This is a genomic window from Qipengyuania sp., assembly GCF_964227205.1.
In the GTDB taxonomy this organism is placed as follows: Bacteria; Pseudomonadota; Alphaproteobacteria; order Sphingomonadales; family Sphingomonadaceae; genus Qipengyuania.
On record NZ_CAXQVB010000003.1, the window covers coordinates 499,693 to 513,111 of the forward strand.

General features: G+C 58.2%; 14 protein-coding genes and 1 pseudogene. 6 read left to right on the forward strand and 9 right to left on the reverse strand.

All coding sequences use genetic code 11. The features are described from left to right. Positions 1-12 precede the first annotated feature (12 nt). On the reverse strand, positions 13-300 hold the full coding sequence (gene traL, locus ACEQZ0_RS09995) for a type IV conjugative transfer system protein TraL (RefSeq protein WP_006834208.1): 288 nt from the start codon (positions 298-300) through the stop codon (positions 13-15). Positions 301-331: 31 nt separating this feature from the next. Then, positions 332-664: a hypothetical protein gene (locus ACEQZ0_RS10000; protein ID WP_006834207.1), complete on the reverse strand. Its 333-nt coding sequence runs from the start codon at positions 662-664 to the stop codon at positions 332-334. A 364-nt stretch (positions 665-1,028) separates the two neighbouring features. On the opposite strand from ACEQZ0_RS10000, the gene ACEQZ0_RS10005 reads away from it, so the two are divergent. The 3 genes from ACEQZ0_RS10005 to ACEQZ0_RS10015 all read left to right on the forward strand — a co-directional run bounded on the left by ACEQZ0_RS10005 (position 1,029) and on the right by ACEQZ0_RS10015 (position 2,327). Continuing rightward, the gene (locus tag ACEQZ0_RS10005; protein ID WP_006834206.1) at positions 1,029-1,520 is read left to right on the forward strand and encodes a hypothetical protein; all 492 of its coding nucleotides are present in this window, start codon (positions 1,029-1,031) and stop codon (positions 1,518-1,520) included. Continuing rightward, positions 1,513-1,728, forward strand: coding sequence for an AlpA family transcriptional regulator (locus tag ACEQZ0_RS10010; RefSeq protein WP_006834205.1), 216 nt, complete (start codon positions 1,513-1,515; stop codon positions 1,726-1,728). Before ACEQZ0_RS10005 ends, ACEQZ0_RS10010 begins: the two co-directional genes overlap by 8 nt. Before the next feature lie 209 nt (positions 1,729-1,937). Then, positions 1,938-2,327, forward strand: coding sequence for a hypothetical protein (locus tag ACEQZ0_RS10015; RefSeq protein ID WP_196793211.1), 390 nt, complete (start codon positions 1,938-1,940; stop codon positions 2,325-2,327). 591 nt (positions 2,328-2,918) lie between these two features. Here ACEQZ0_RS10015 and ACEQZ0_RS10020 read toward each other — a convergent pair. Then, entirely contained in the window at positions 2,919-3,149 is a 231-nt protein-coding gene (locus ACEQZ0_RS10020) for a hypothetical protein (RefSeq protein ID WP_006834202.1), read from the reverse strand. An 85-nt stretch (positions 3,150-3,234) separates the two neighbouring features. Here ACEQZ0_RS10020 and ACEQZ0_RS10025 point away from each other — a divergent pair. Beyond that, a protein-coding gene (locus tag ACEQZ0_RS10025) for an IS3 family transposase (RefSeq protein WP_369765956.1) occupies positions 3,235-4,427 on the forward strand; the annotation gives its coding sequence in 2 pieces (ribosomal slippage) (positions 3,235-3,484 and positions 3,484-4,427; 1,194 coding nt in all). 138 nt (positions 4,428-4,565) lie between these two features. Here ACEQZ0_RS10025 and ACEQZ0_RS10030 read toward each other — a convergent pair. From ACEQZ0_RS10030 to ACEQZ0_RS10040, 3 genes are all read right to left on the reverse strand, one after another. Further along, positions 4,566-6,152, reverse strand: a complete 1,587-nt coding sequence (locus tag ACEQZ0_RS10030) for an AarF/ABC1/UbiB kinase family protein (RefSeq protein ID WP_006834199.1) — start codon at positions 6,150-6,152, stop codon at positions 4,566-4,568. Then, a complete protein-coding gene (locus tag ACEQZ0_RS10035) occupies positions 6,149-6,715 on the reverse strand; it encodes a MarR family winged helix-turn-helix transcriptional regulator (RefSeq protein ID WP_006834198.1) in 567 nt (188 codons plus the stop codon). The genes ACEQZ0_RS10030 and ACEQZ0_RS10035 overlap by 4 nt, the downstream gene beginning before the upstream one ends. Positions 6,716-7,045: 330 nt before the next feature. Then, positions 7,046-7,231, reverse strand: coding sequence for a MarR family transcriptional regulator (locus tag ACEQZ0_RS10040; protein WP_228135198.1), 186 nt, complete (start codon positions 7,229-7,231; stop codon positions 7,046-7,048). Between the two features lie 263 nt (positions 7,232-7,494). On the opposite strand from ACEQZ0_RS10040, the gene ACEQZ0_RS10045 reads away from it, so the two are divergent. Both ACEQZ0_RS10045 and ACEQZ0_RS10050 read left to right on the forward strand, forming a co-directional pair. Further along, positions 7,495-8,382, forward strand: a complete 888-nt coding sequence (locus ACEQZ0_RS10045; RefSeq protein ID WP_011415890.1) for an alpha/beta fold hydrolase — start codon at positions 7,495-7,497, stop codon at positions 8,380-8,382. Further along, positions 8,379-8,792, forward strand: a complete 414-nt coding sequence (locus tag ACEQZ0_RS10050) for a hotdog fold thioesterase (RefSeq protein WP_006834195.1) — start codon at positions 8,379-8,381, stop codon at positions 8,790-8,792. Before ACEQZ0_RS10045 ends, ACEQZ0_RS10050 begins: the two co-directional genes overlap by 4 nt. Positions 8,793-8,948: 156 nt before the next feature. On the opposite strand, the pseudogene ACEQZ0_RS10055 reads toward ACEQZ0_RS10050, so the two are convergent. The 3 genes and pseudogenes from ACEQZ0_RS10055 to ACEQZ0_RS10065 all read right to left on the reverse strand — a co-directional run. Further along, positions 8,949-9,128: pseudogene (locus ACEQZ0_RS10055) on the reverse strand (IS3 family transposase); the annotation flags it as partial. A 311-nt stretch (positions 9,129-9,439) separates the two neighbouring features. Then, positions 9,440-12,172 carry a TonB-dependent receptor gene (locus tag ACEQZ0_RS10060; protein WP_141457925.1) on the reverse strand — a complete coding sequence of 911 codons (2,733 nt, stop codon included), beginning with the start codon at positions 12,170-12,172 and terminating at the stop codon, positions 9,440-9,442. Positions 12,173-12,338: 166 nt separating this feature from the next. Next, positions 12,339-13,409 (reverse strand): acyl-CoA dehydrogenase family protein, encoded by a 1,071-nt coding sequence (locus tag ACEQZ0_RS10065; RefSeq protein ID WP_141457924.1) that lies wholly within the window; start codon positions 13,407-13,409, stop codon positions 12,339-12,341. Positions 13,410-13,419 lie beyond the last annotated feature (10 nt).

Sequence of the window (13,419 nt, forward strand, 5' to 3'; positions counted from 1 at the left end):
GGTTCGCCTCCCTCAGCCCGCCAAGAGGCGGCAGTGGGAGGGCGGCGTGGCCTTCAACCCGAGAAAGCTCCCGGGTAGGTACCAGTACGCAGCATGCACCAGTGCCGAACCGGCGCCGCGTGCCTTTGCCTTCCGCAAGGCAAGCCAGGCCCCGGCGGCCAGGCCGATACCGATGAAGATATGCTGCGAGAGAATGCCCCAGGCGAAGGGAATAAGGATCCCTGCAAACTCGTCGATGGTCCAGAAGCCGATGAGCTCCGGGTCGTCGAGCCGCCGTGGAACGAGGTACCTGTCGGCCATGCCGCCCTCCTGTCGTGACCGGATCCGCTGATCAGATGACCGCGGTCACGACCGAGGTGACGATCGGAACGCCGGTGCCGACACCGATGCCGACGCCGACCGGCACCGCGACCTGGCCGAGCGAGAAACGCCCGGAGGCGAGACCGATCAGGCCGCCCGCAAGGCTGAGCACAGTGATGATCTTGCCGCCCGAACCTTCGAGGAAGTCGGTGAACTTGGTCAACGCGGGATCGAAGGTGGTATCGGCCCCGGCAAAGGCGGCACCGGCGCAGGCCAGCGCCACGCAGGCGGGAAGAATGTAGTCGCGGCCGCGAGCCCCGTTGGGCGAGCGCTGCTGGACCGGAAGGGCAGTCTTGGTGGTCATGGATGGAAACTCCGAGGATTGAACATCAGCCAGCGATGCGTTCGCTGTATGTTCTTTCCTCTCCCCGGAGCCGGGCTGTAGGAAATCGGGAATTGGATTTTGGGGCTTTCGACCAAGCAAAAAGCGACATCGGGAGGTGCGATGCACGGGATTCGCGCAGGCTGATCGCGCAACAGCGCTGACTGTGCCGGCATCTGAGCGAAGAGAGCCGCGATATGCGCGCAGGCGACCGAAATTCGCGCGAATCGTCGGAGGAAGCTGATCGTTCCTTCCTCTATGTTCTCTAAATGTTCTTTTTGTTTTCCTACAGGCTTCCTTCGCGGTTAGCCGGAGAGTCGATCACTCTGGAGATAAGGATTCGTCGATGACCAACATGGCGCTCTTTGCCGAACAACAGGTTCGCGCCGACCTCGCCCGGCTGCTTTTGGCCGCCGTCGAAGCCAGCGGCCGTGCCCGCTGCGACATCGCTCGCGACGCGCAGATCCATAAGGATGCCCTGCGCCGTGTTCTTGCGGGCGAACGCTCGGCCAGCCTCGGCGAAGCCTTGCGCATTCTTGCCGCGAGCGGCGTCGCGCCGCACGCACACCTGCTCCTGTTCCTCGTCAGCGGCGGCGATCACGCGATTGCGTGGCTGCAATCGGACCTCGCGCAATTCTTCGAGGACTTTTCCGGCGAACTGCCTTCAGCGCTCGAGCGTGTCTTGGGCAACCAGGTTCACGATGTGAAGCCGCGCTGGGCCAAGGGGACCGCGCACCGCGTCGCCCGCTTGCTCTCCGACCACATCGACGAGCTCGAACGCAAGGATGCGCTGCTTGGCGATGTCTTTGCCGGTGCCGAGGGAGGCCATCGTGGGTGAAGAGATAGACAAAGGAGCGACCGAAACCCGGCGGGTGACGCGGCTCATTCGCCTGCCCGAAGTTCAGCATCGCGTCGGGCTTGGCCGTTCGACAATCTATCGCTGGATGGCCGAGGGCAAGTTTCCGAAGCCCGTGCAGCTGGGTGGATATGCGGTCGCATGGGCAGAAGACGAAGTGGAGGCCTGGATTTCGGACCGCCTGAAGTGACCGCTTATTGGTCTGGAGCTGACTGGTTGGAGGCGGACGTGCCATCGACAGGGGCAGTCAAAGGCATCCTTTGCGCGGTCGCCGGATCGAAGCAGTCGGCCCGATACCCTCGAGTATTGGGAGCGCTCGTCGCTGCAAGAACCGAGCTGATTTCGGAAGCCACCGGCGCCTATTAAGGAACATACAATATTGAGTAGGTCGAGCCGATCATGACAAAGTGCATCGAACAAGATTTCCCGTGTCAAAATCAAGAGTACGATGCGTTCGATCAAATAGCGCTCTTAGAACTAAGCCAGCCAATTTCTGCCCATGAGTTGGTGAACGAGAGCGCATTTTGTGCGGAACTGCCGGTCGACGACGAACTTCGTATTGGGAACATAACGTACAAGCTCTATCTTAAATTCCTCCGTGGTCAGACAGGCCTCTATCACCTGTGGGTAGACTATGACGCCTGCGACGACCATGGCAATTACACGATGTTATGCGTGTATGTCGGGAAAGGGTTTGCTGAGCTTCGCGTTGATAGCCACGTCAAAAAAATGGCCGAAGAATGCCCAGCTATACGTGACATTCACCAGCATGGAGAATCGTCTCTTTAAGTACTACGAGCAATTGTTTCTCGATGTGTACGATTTCGAATTAAACAACATTGAGAATTCTGGCGCAGAACATCTGTTTGCGGTTTGGGATGAGGAACGCCATCACTTGGAAACGCACTTGAATGAGGTTTCCAATCTGAGCAAAATTCAAAGTTTCGACGACTGGTAAGAAGTCGTAATCCGACCGGCCTCAGGTCGAACGAACTCCAGTCTACAGCCCACGCCGTTACCGGTCTGGACGTCTGGTGTTTTGGCGCAGAGCGGCGGCTATATTACACCCCAAAAGCGACCGCCGAGCACGAATATGGCCGCATGATTCTTCAAGAGATCGCACACCTGCGTGGAGCAATGAGAGCTTCCGGATCAGATCGGCTTAATGCCTTCGAATTGGACATCGGCAGCGTGTCCCCGCCAGATGGGCCTTTCAACGTTTTCCGCCAACGCAAAGCCAAAAGATGCGAAATTCCCCAAGTGACTGAGAGCTTCGCATTGCTTAGCGATGGCCTCTACGTTGCTCGGGATCTGAGCCACCTTTTCTGGATATCGCGCTGCTCGTACGATTACCCACTCGGGTCCATTGTCTCCGACAAATCAGATGTTCGGATCGACGTTGGGATTTGAGTGAGTGGACATGATCTCGAAACCCTTCCTTTGGAGCCATTGCTTGACAACTTGAACTGCAAAATCAAGTAGTTCCCAGTCGGTAACCTCAATGAGTTCATCTGAGGCCAGGGAAAACGGATCGACCGATTGCGCGTTTCTAAGGTCGATCAAGCCCCAACCGCCCAACTGCGGTTTCCAGCCTGTCAGCGTCCTTCCCATCGGCCAGAGGTGACCTTCCCCCCGAAAAGTGGTCCGTTTTGAGAGTTAGGATTTCGGCTATTTACGGCTTGAAAGGGGCTGATGAATGGCACGGAAGAGATACACGCCGGAACAGATTATCGGGATACTGCGTGAGGCCGAAGTTCGGCTCTCGCACGGAGAGAAGATCGGGGAGATCAGCCGATCGCTGGGGATTTCGGAGCAGAGTTACTATCGCTGGCGACGCGAGTACGGTGGGCTGAAGGTCAGCCAGGCTCGGCGATTGAAGGATCTCAAGAAGGAGAACCAGCGGCTCAGGAAGGCGGTGTCTGATCTTACGCTCGATGCGCTGATCCTGAAGGAGGTTGTCGAGGGAAAGTACTGAGCCCTTCACGGCGTCGGCTGGCCATCGACCATGTGCAGGAGGCATTGGATATCTGCCAGCGCCGTGCCTGCCGGGTCGTTGCCCAGCACCGCTCGACCCAGCGCAAGCTGCCCGCACCACCAGCCGACGAGAAGCCGCTGACAGCTGCAATCATCCGGCTGGCCCAGCAATATGGTCGCTACGGCTATCGCCGGATCACGGCGCTGCTGCGCAATGAAAGTTGGTTGGTGAACGCCAAGCGGGTCGAGCGGATCTGGCGCCGTGAAGGGCTCAAGGTTCCGCAGAGACAGCCAAAGCGCGGGCGTCTGTGGTTCAACGATGGATCATGCGTGAGGCTGCGTCCGCAATATAGTGGCCATGTGTGGAGCTACGACTTCGTCATGGATCGCACCCATGACGGCAAGGCCTTCCGCATGCTTACCGTGATCGACGAGTACAGCCGCCAGTGCCTGGCGATCCATGTCCAGCGCAAGCTCAAGAGCGATGATGTCCTGGCCGTGCTGACCGAGCTGTTCCAACGCCATGGTCCGCCTGATCACATCCGTAGCGATAATGGCGCTGAGTTCACTTCTCATGCCGTGCGCGACTGGCTCTGGCGGATTGGTGTGAAGACTCTCTACATCGAACCCGGATCACCATGGGAGAATGGCTACAACGAATCCTTCAACGGCAAGCTCAGGGATGAGCTTCTCAACGGGGAGATCTTCTACACTCTGAAGGAGGCAATCATCCTGATCGAGCGCTGGCGTATCCACTACAACACCGTCCGGCCACACTCTTCGCTGGGCTACCAGCCGCCGGCCCCACAAACGATCTTGCCTCGTCCTGCCATGCTGCCTTACGCTGCGCTCCAGGCCGCCCAGCAGGGCGACCCCAACCGCCGGAACTCTAACTTAACCGGTGGACCACCCTGATGGGGCAGGTCAGCAGCATGGTGGCGGCAGGCACCGCTTCGGCAGGTTTCTGTTCGGTCATTTCCACTCTTCTCCCTTGATGTAGCCAATATCGGTGCCGGGCGGCCGTGGTCTAAGCGTTCATTGTGTGTGGTCTTATCAGTTCCATCTAGGAATGAGTGCTATTCCCGCGAAAGCCAGAACAATTCCTGCCAGTAACAACGATTGGTCGGCCAGCAATGCGGCAGAGATGATCAACGCTGCCACCACCGGACCCTTGACGGGGGTGCTGCGGTCCTCTTCCCGCGTCAGATGGTTCAGACTGGCTGGGTCGATGGATACCTGAATCGTACCTGATCGAGCGACCGAGGCAACGTTATCGATTAGCTCGGGCAGCGATGCCGAGAAATCAAGCAGGCCACTGCGGACCTTGGCCAAATGATCCCGCGCGGCTCCGATCGAAAATCGCTCGGCAAACAATTGCATCACGATCGGCTTCGTTTCTTCGGCGATATTGTAGTCCGGCGCCAAAGAGCGAACGAAGCCCTCTGCGGTCAGCAGGGTGCGCAGCAAAATAGCGAGGTCGGGCGGCAATACGAGGCGATAATCGCGCAACAATCCGAAAACCCGATCGAAAATTGCCGCGAATTCTATCCCGGCAAGAGCTGTGCCGCTAAATTCCGCGATCAGCTCATCCAGGTCCATCACCAATTGCGCGCGATCCACGAGTGGATTGCCTGCCCAGTCGAGCAGCAGATCGGCCACCTTGTCTATCTGTCCGTTCGCGATAGCGAAAATCAGTCGGACGATTTCCTGACGCCGCGCGCCGCTGAGAAAGCCGACCGAGCCGAAATCGATGAAGCCTACCTGGTTCCCTTCCATCCAGAAGACGTTGCCGGGATGCGGGTCGCCATGAAACTCTCCATTGAGAAGGATCATCCGTAGCACTGCATCGGCATAGCGCTTCGCGAACTGGGCATTCCCTGCCGGATCAGTTGCCGGGTGCCGCGACGCGGGCTTTCCGCCCAGGGCTTCCTGCACATTGATCGTCAAGCCTGTGAGTTCCCAGTGGATCGCGGGCGTCTTCACCCCAAGCATCTCCAGATAACCGCCAATCCTTTCACAGGCACGTGCTTCTGCCGCCAGGTCCATCTCCCGCGCTAAATTCTTGGCGAATGTCTGAAGGAATTCCACGGGTCGATAGCGAGCAATGTCGCTTGACCGACGCTCGGCGAGGCCCGCGAGCCGTGTCAACAGCCTCATGTCCGCCTCGATCCTGGACGCCATGCCGGGTCGGCGGATTTTCACGATAGTCTCGCTTCCGTCCAGCAGGGTTGCGACATAAGTCTGCGCGATAGAGGCTGAGGCGATCGGGTTTCTCTCGAAAGCGGCGAATTCACGTTCCCAGTCGCTGCCCCAAGCCGATACAATCACCGGTTCGATCTTATCGAACGGCAGCGGTTCCACCTGGTCGTGGAGAGTGCCGAACGCGGAAATCCAGGGTTGTGTAAACAGATCGCTTCTGGTCGCCAGGAGCTGGCCAAGCTTTATTCCGACAGGGCCGACATCGCGCAACAGCGCCACCACCGATGCAGGACGCAAGTCCTCGGTATCTGGCTCATTCTCCGAAACCGGCATAAAGCCAAGCAAGCTTCCGAGATTTTTCAGACCGTGCCGGGCGAAAATCTGACCGAGTTCTGCTAGCCGCGTCAGTTCACCGACACTGTTTTCCAGATCATGCTTCATCGGCTTTCTTCGCAAGTGTCAGCCTGCTTCTGATTCTCCGCAACTTTTCGAAGCATCGTACGCAGGAGGTCGATTTGAGGCGCAGACATTCCCTTCCAGAGAATTTCGTGGAGTCGATCAGCCGCTTCGCGCAGTTCCGGCCAGATGGTTCTTACTTGCTCGGTGAGGTGGAGGTTCCAAACCCTTCGATCGTGCGCCGCCCGCTCTCGCTCGATCAAACCTTTTTCAACCAAAACTGCGACAGCCTGTCCTATCGTCGCCGATTCAAGCTCGAGCAGGCGAGAAATCTCGGTCTGTGTTAGCGTAGGTTCTCGCAACAAGGACGCGATGATCCGCCATTGTGTTTGATTGAGGTCGAGCCCCACGATCAGAGCGTCGAAGGTCCGCCGAGCGGTCCTGTTCACCTCTTCTAGCAAATAAAGGATGTCATCCTTTTCGTTGGGGGCGTAATCACGTATCTCATCTTTCGGCATATGCTTATCCATAGCGCTATCTTGGAAGGCTCGCGCATGCCTGGCGTGTTCAAGCTCAGCGTCAACCATATTCGCTAGCAGTGCCGCCATGCAAACACTCGCTGATTTCACGCTACAGCAGAAACTGAATCCGATGGTCGCTCAAGCTGATAAGGAACCGAACGGCGCTGGGTGAGTGCGGGGGCTCCGGCCACCTCGCCTGCCACGACTGCCGGGATGTTATGATCGCATGCGCTCGGCGTCCCTCATCTGAGCATCAGACCCCCTGAAGGGCAAACGCGGGCGTGAACGCGGGGCATGGGCTCGATTTCGAGTGATTATGGCTCGCTGCCCAGATTGTCATGCATCCTAGCCAGCGATCCGCGTAAGCGCTCCAGTTCCCCAAAACGGATCCCCCCGAGCAAGCGAGCATACATTGCATCAGCTTCTACTCGCATCTTGGGAAGTAGCTCGATTGCGGCAGGGCGTAAATGAACCCGCCAAACGCGCCTGTCGTTCTTCGCGCCTGCGTCTTTCCACCAGCTCAAGTTCTTCCAGGCGATCAATAGTCTGGCCGATGCTAGCGCGCTCTAGCTTCAGTTCCCGAGCCAGCTCTGTCTGGGTCATGCCTGGGCTCCGAAAGATAAGCCAATATACTCCATTGCGTCCGCGTGAGCCCGAATTGTTCAACCGAAGAATCGGCGGTCCTGCGCAAACGCCGGGTCACTTCCTCCATAAGAAAGAACAGCCGATCGGTATCGGTGAGGGAACTTGCCCCCCTTTGTATCCGCGTCATAGCCCGTCATGGCAGCCATCTAGGGCAACCTACCATAGCGGATCAGGAAATAAAGCCGTTTACTGTAAATCGATTTACAATATGAGGTTGCGGTATGCAGTCGCAAACTTTCCATATCGGGGGAGATGGTGGCATCTCCATAGCAGCCGAAGCGACCGGAAATGCCGATGCTTTACCGGTCTTGCTCGCGCATGGGGGCGGCCAGACCCGTCACGCATGGAAACGTGTCACAGCCGATCTCGCCAATGCGGGATTTCGTCCGATCGCAATTGATATGCGCGGTCATGGCGACAGCGAATGGTCTGCCGAGGGCGCTTACGAAACGCGCGACTTCGCTTCAGATCTCGTTGCGATCGCTTCAAAAATGGACCGCAAGCCAGCGCTCGTCGGGGCCTCCCTTGGCGGGTTGGCCGGACTGATCGCCGAAGGACACCTTGCGCCGGGCCGCTTCGCGTCGCTCACTCTCGTCGACATCGCGCCGCGTATGGAGACGGGGGGCGTTATGCGCGTAGTCGGCTTTATGGAGGAGCACGTGGAGACCGGTTTCTCTTCACCGGACGAAGCGGCAGAGGTCATCGCGCGCTACATGCCACATCGCCGCAAGCGCGGAGCCGGCAAGGGCTTACGGCGCTATCTGCGAGAGAAGGAAGACGGCCGCTACTACTGGCATTGGGATCCGGCCTTTATCCGCAACATCACACTAGCCAAGCGAAGCGATCCGGCTCATCAGGAACGCCAGTTTGATGCGCTGAACGATGCAGCCAGCAGGCTTTCGCTGCCATTGCATATTATTCGCGGCGGATCGAGCGATCTGGTTTCCGAAGACGCGGTCGCGCAATTGCTCGAACTTGTTCCACACGCTGAATACACCGACATCGCAGAGGCAACACATATGGTGGTTGGCGATGCCAACGATGCCTTTTCGGCAGCGATACTCGATTTTCTCAAGCGTAATCACAGTCCGCAGGGAGCCGTTACATGACCGATAATCTGACAAGGATCGATCCTAAGCGCCTCGAAGAGATCCTGCAGATTGCCCCGTTTCACCGGTGGCTTGGCCTCACTTTACGGTCATGCTCGAACGAGCAGCTTGAACTGGAGATGCCTTGGCGCGACGAGATCGTGTCAAACCCGGCAATCGGTTCAGCGCATGGCGGCGTGCTCGCCTCTCTGATCGATTTAACCGGGCTCTACACCTTATTGTCGCAAGGTACAGGGGCCAAGGCGACCGCCGATCTGAGGGTCGACTACCACCGCCCGGCAACCTCGGGACCACTCGTAGCATCGGGCAAAATAATCAAGATCGGTAAAAATATCTCGGTCGCTGAAACACGTGTATACGGTCCTACTGGCAACCTTTTGGCTAGCGGCCGCGGTGCCTACGTATGCTAACAGCGTTATCCTAATGGAACTAACTGCAGGGCGAAAATTAGCAGGTCTGTTCCTCGAAGACCTGCAAAATAGTCCCACGACTTTCAGAGCGAATTGCGTCGCGATAGCCGCCTTCCAATGAGTGACGTGACCCCCTGATCTTCCCCCCAGCCGGGATTAGAGCCGAGCTGCGTTGATGCGTATGAGCGCGGTTGAAGCAATGGGCTGCGCAGCGGAGCCCGTAGGGCGTGGCGAAGCAGGCCATTGCTTATCTAGTTCGGCGGCGAACGCCGCCGATGTCGCGTAGCCAAGGGATGAGGGCGGTCTCTCTCGGTTGTAGTCTTCCACCTGACCTGCCCCATCAGGGTGGTCCACCGGTTAAGTTAGAGTTCCGGCGGTTGGGGTCGCCCTGCTGGGCGGCCTGGAGCGCAGCGTAAGGCAGCATGGCAGGACGAGGCAAGATTGTTTGTGGGGCCGGCGGCTGGTAGCCCAGCGAAGAGGGATTCATGCAGCGAACACCGCTGCCGGCCTCTCCCTATCACATCATCGACGATATTGAGCACACGGAACTTTTGTTCGGACGCCACCTAGTCGTGAGCAAATAAAAGTTCGAAAAAGAGGGCTCGACACAGCGAAGCGCCGAACCCTCTTGCAATTAGCGAGTAAGTTTAAAACTTGCCGCGCACGGTGATGCCGTAAGTCCGCGGTTCCGCAAGAAAAGCGGAGAACGTTTGTTGCGGAGCCACGAAAGGCGTGTTGAAGGCCACCTGCGTATACCCAACGTCAAACAAATTATTGACCCATCCCTCGATCGCGAAGCGATCCGCAATATTGGTCAGACCCACACGCCCGTTCACTACGACGAAGCTGTCCTGTTCCTTGCCGAAGAGCAGGTCGGAGCCGGTGTTGTAATCACCAGCCATACGAGCGTTCACGAAGACCAGGCCTTCGAGCCCACTGTCGCCGATTGGCGGCGTCCACGTAAGCGACGATGTTGCCACGATCTCTGGTGCATTCGACAGGTTGTCGCCTGGCAGCAAGCGTAGTGCGGGGTCGAGCGGTGCCCCGGTATCGTCCCCGATAAGATTGTCTTCAAAGCTCGTATCAGAATAGGTGACGCCAAGGGTAATATCCAAATCACGAGCGGGCCGTAGATAGGTTTCGATCTCGACACCTTGAGCGATCACACCTGGTGCAACTTCATCGGAAGAGCATGCACCGGTTGTCGCGCTTGCGTCTCTGTCGGCCCCGCCGAGATCGCTATCGCAACTATTGACCGTCTGCACAATGTAGAACGCCCCATTGAACGTGTTCAACTGGAAGTTACTGAACTCTTGCCGGAAGCCTGCAATGCTAACCCCGAACTCGCGTGTCGAGTATTTGAGGCCGATCTCATATGCATCGACTGTTTCTTCATCGAACTGCAGCGCGGCTGCCGAGATATTGGCCGGATCGAACGCAAGCGGATTTGACAGTGCAGACCTGTCGAGGTTGAAACCGCCCGCCTTGTAGCCGCGTGAATACGAACCGTAGACTAGCAGATCGGGAGTTGGCTTCCAGCTCAGGATAGCCGTGCCGGTAAACTCCTCTTCTTCGCGCGAGTCTTCGAGAGAAACTCCATCGAGCTCCGATGTCGAATTGCCTTGGCAGGAAAGGCTGATGATACCACCGGCCAGAGGTGCCAAAGTCGGAACACCCAGAAAGCCTCCGAGCAGATTGCGGTTTGTCGGACAAACCGTGTTGTCGTTGCGGAAAGTTGCGTCGAAGTCCTTGGTTTCGTTTGTATAACGAAGCCCCAGCGTCAAATCGAGCGTATCCGTGATCGCAAAGATATTATGCGTGAAGAACGCGAAGTTCTCACTCGTCTGATTGTAGACCTCGCTGACCGTTCCCAAATCGCTGATGCTTGCAAGGTTGTTGATACCTGCGAGGATCGCCGGGGTTGCAGCGCCGAATGCCGGGCTTCCGGTCAGCGTACCGTCCAATGCCGCCACGTTGGCACCCAGGCAATTGGAAGCCCCCGGATTGACCAAAGCCGGGTTGATCGCGATAGCGATGCGGCACGCTACGAAATTGCCGTACTGGGTGCCGAACCGCAGATTGTCACGCACCTGCAGTTCTTCATTGGCGTAATACGCGCCGATCAACCAATCGAGTTTGCCATCGAAGGCCTCACCGGTAAGGCGCAGTTCCTGAGTGAATGTTTCAAAGTCTCGAGCAAGAGCATTCTCGGTCGGAGCGCGGTAGAGAATATCGACAGTAGTGTAATCGGTGTCAGATCCCTGGCTGTTGGCATATTCACGGTAGCCCGTGATAGACGTCAACGTGACGTTCCCGAAATCCCAATTGATCTCAGCGGAAATACCGTAGTCTTCGGTTTCGCCTTCATAGCTTCTGCCCGGCGTAGGGTACAGGTCGCGGTTGAATGTGTCTTGGGTGAGGGCACGCGGATCCTGCCCAAGCGCAAGCAACACGGGAACGATCGGATTTGCGGTACTCGTCAGGGCGGCCCCATCCGATGGCCTCGTAAAGGGATCAAATCCAGCGCTGATCCGTGCAAGCGGAGCAAACTCGGGCTGGACGAACGTCGCGGCACAGCACGCTTCGTCCTTTTTGGAATAATCCCCGACAAGGCGAATGGACAGGTCGTCATTGGGTTCGAACAGGAGCTGACCGCGGACCAGATAACGATCGCGATTGTTGATCGTCCCGCCGTTGGTAATATCGTTGTAGAAGCCGTCGCGCTCAAAGTAAACGCCGTCCACACGCGCAGCTACGGTGTCGCCAAGCGGAGCGTTTATGCCACCTTCGACGCGGATCGCATCATAGTTGCCATAAGTGAAGGCCCCGTATGCGCTGAAATCGAACTCGGGCGGTGCGGTGTAGATATTGATCAGGCCTGCCGATGAGTTCCGCCCGCCCAGAGTACCTTGGGGACCGCGAAGGATTTCGACCCTGTCGATAGGGCCGAGCTCACTCAGGGCGCTTCCCGAACGAGAGCGATAGACTCCATCGACAAAAACCGCGACCGAACTTTCCAGACCAGGGTTGTCGCCGACCGTGCCGATACCGCGAATACGCGCGGAACCGTTAGCTTCGTTGCCGGTGGAAGACACCAGCAGGGACGGTGCAACCTGGTTCAGCTCACGTATGTCGCTGGCGCCCGAATTCTGGAGGGTTTCTCCGGAAACAGCTGACACGGCGACTGGAACATCCGCCAAGACCTGCGATCGCCCTTGCGCGGTAACAATGATTACGTTTTGGTCTTCGACATCGGCCCCTTCAACCAGATCCGCATCGGGTTCGCCAACATCCTGGGCGAAGGCGGCTGTCGGTGTGAAGGCAAGTGCCGCTGCCAATGCACTAAGGGCGCAATGGTGGCGTGATGGAAATCTTTTCATGTGCCTCTCCTCTAAGAATGTGCCCCATCCTAGGCACTAGTCGATGTTAGAAACGATGCCGATAAGCGCGTTTCATTTCAAGACTTGGTAGATGAATTGACGGATTATTTCACATTGTCGACAAGCATGTGGCAAAAATGCCATGCAGGTCACTACATGCAGGTTTCTAGTAGCCAGAAAGCTTGGAAAATCGGTCCTTTAACCAGCTCGACGAACCGAAGCTCTGCTCCAGCACGCGGGCGCGCTTGAGATAGAAGCCGACGTCGTACTCATCGGTCATGCCGATCCCGCCGTGCAGCTGGATGCCCTCGTTTGCCATGGTGTGCATAACGCGGTTGGCTTCCGTCTTGGCGATGGTCGCCGCGCGCGCCACGCCGAAGCCGGCATCGACGGCTTGCAGGCCCGCCTCGACCGCGCTGCGCATCTGGGCGAGATCGGCGAAGAGGTCCGCCATGCGGTGTTGCAGCGCCTGGAAGCTCGCCAGCACCTGGTTGAACTGCACGCGCTGCTTCAGATAGTCGAGCGTGTCGTCGAACACTTGCTGCGCCATGCCGAGCATTTCGGCTGCGGTGAGCACGCGCGCGCGGTCGAGCACGTCATCGAGCAGGCTGTCGCCGCCATTGGCGAGCTTCTCCGCCGCCGCGCCGTCGAAGGTGACGTCGGCATGGCTGCGCTGGTCGGTCAGCTTGCGGGTGGTGAGCGCGACGCCGTCGCCTTTCTCGACCAGGTAAAGCCCGTCCTTCGCCGCGACGACGAACAGGTCCGCACCATGCGCTTCATGGACGAAGGCCTTGGTGCCGCTCAGCTTGCCGTCGGACACACTGGTCTCGATCTTCGCAGGATCGTGGCTCGGCCCTTCGTCGACGGCGAGGGTGGCGATGGCCTCGCCGCTCGCCAGCCTGGGCAGCCACCTGGCCTTCTGCTCGTCGCTGCCGCCAAGAACGATCGCCGAGGCGGCGACGGTGTTCATCACCAGCGGGCTGGCGGTGAGCGTCTTGCCGAGTTCCTCGACGACGAGGCCCGCGGACAGGAAGCCGAAGTCCGACCCGCCATGCTCTTCGGGGATGATGACCCCGGCCCAGCCCATCTGCGCCATCGTCGCATAGGCGTCGCGGTTGAAGGCTTCGGGCTCGCCGCTGGCGCGGACCTTGCGGAATTCGGTGACCGGGCTTTCGTTGACGGCCCAATCGCGCGCCATGTCGCGCAGCATTTCCTGTGCTTCGTTGAGAACGGCCATTGTCCTTGCT

What these genes read in the sequence shown, in the direction of transcription:
- traL (WP_006834208.1), bottom strand. Translation starts at nt 300, where the DNA reads ATGGCCGACAGGTACCTCGTTCCACGGCGGCTCGACGACCCGGAGCTC.
- ACEQZ0_RS10000 (WP_006834207.1), bottom strand. Translation starts at nt 664, where the DNA reads ATGACCACCAAGACTGCCCTTCCGGTCCAGCAGCGCTCGCCCAACGGG.
- ACEQZ0_RS10005 (WP_006834206.1), top strand. Translation starts at nt 1,029, where the DNA reads ATGACCAACATGGCGCTCTTTGCCGAACAACAGGTTCGCGCCGACCTC.
- ACEQZ0_RS10015 (WP_196793211.1), top strand. Translation starts at nt 1,938, where the DNA reads ATGACAAAGTGCATCGAACAAGATTTCCCGTGTCAAAATCAAGAGTAC.
- ACEQZ0_RS10020 (WP_006834202.1), bottom strand. Translation starts at nt 3,149, where the DNA reads ATGGGAAGGACGCTGACAGGCTGGAAACCGCAGTTGGGCGGTTGGGGC.
- ACEQZ0_RS10030 (WP_006834199.1), bottom strand. Translation starts at nt 6,152, where the DNA reads ATGAAGCATGATCTGGAAAACAGTGTCGGTGAACTGACGCGGCTAGCA.
- ACEQZ0_RS10035 (WP_006834198.1), bottom strand. Translation starts at nt 6,715, where the DNA reads ATGGCGGCACTGCTAGCGAATATGGTTGACGCTGAGCTTGAACACGCC.
- ACEQZ0_RS10040 (WP_228135198.1), bottom strand. Translation starts at nt 7,231, where the DNA reads ATGACCCAGACAGAGCTGGCTCGGGAACTGAAGCTAGAGCGCGCTAGC.
- ACEQZ0_RS10045 (WP_011415890.1), top strand. Translation starts at nt 7,495, where the DNA reads ATGCAGTCGCAAACTTTCCATATCGGGGGAGATGGTGGCATCTCCATA.
- ACEQZ0_RS10050 (WP_006834195.1), top strand. Translation starts at nt 8,379, where the DNA reads ATGACCGATAATCTGACAAGGATCGATCCTAAGCGCCTCGAAGAGATC.
- ACEQZ0_RS10060 (WP_141457925.1), bottom strand. Translation starts at nt 12,172, where the DNA reads ATGAAAAGATTTCCATCACGCCACCATTGCGCCCTTAGTGCATTGGCA.
- ACEQZ0_RS10065 (WP_141457924.1), bottom strand. Translation starts at nt 13,409, where the DNA reads ATGGCCGTTCTCAACGAAGCACAGGAAATGCTGCGCGACATGGCGCGC.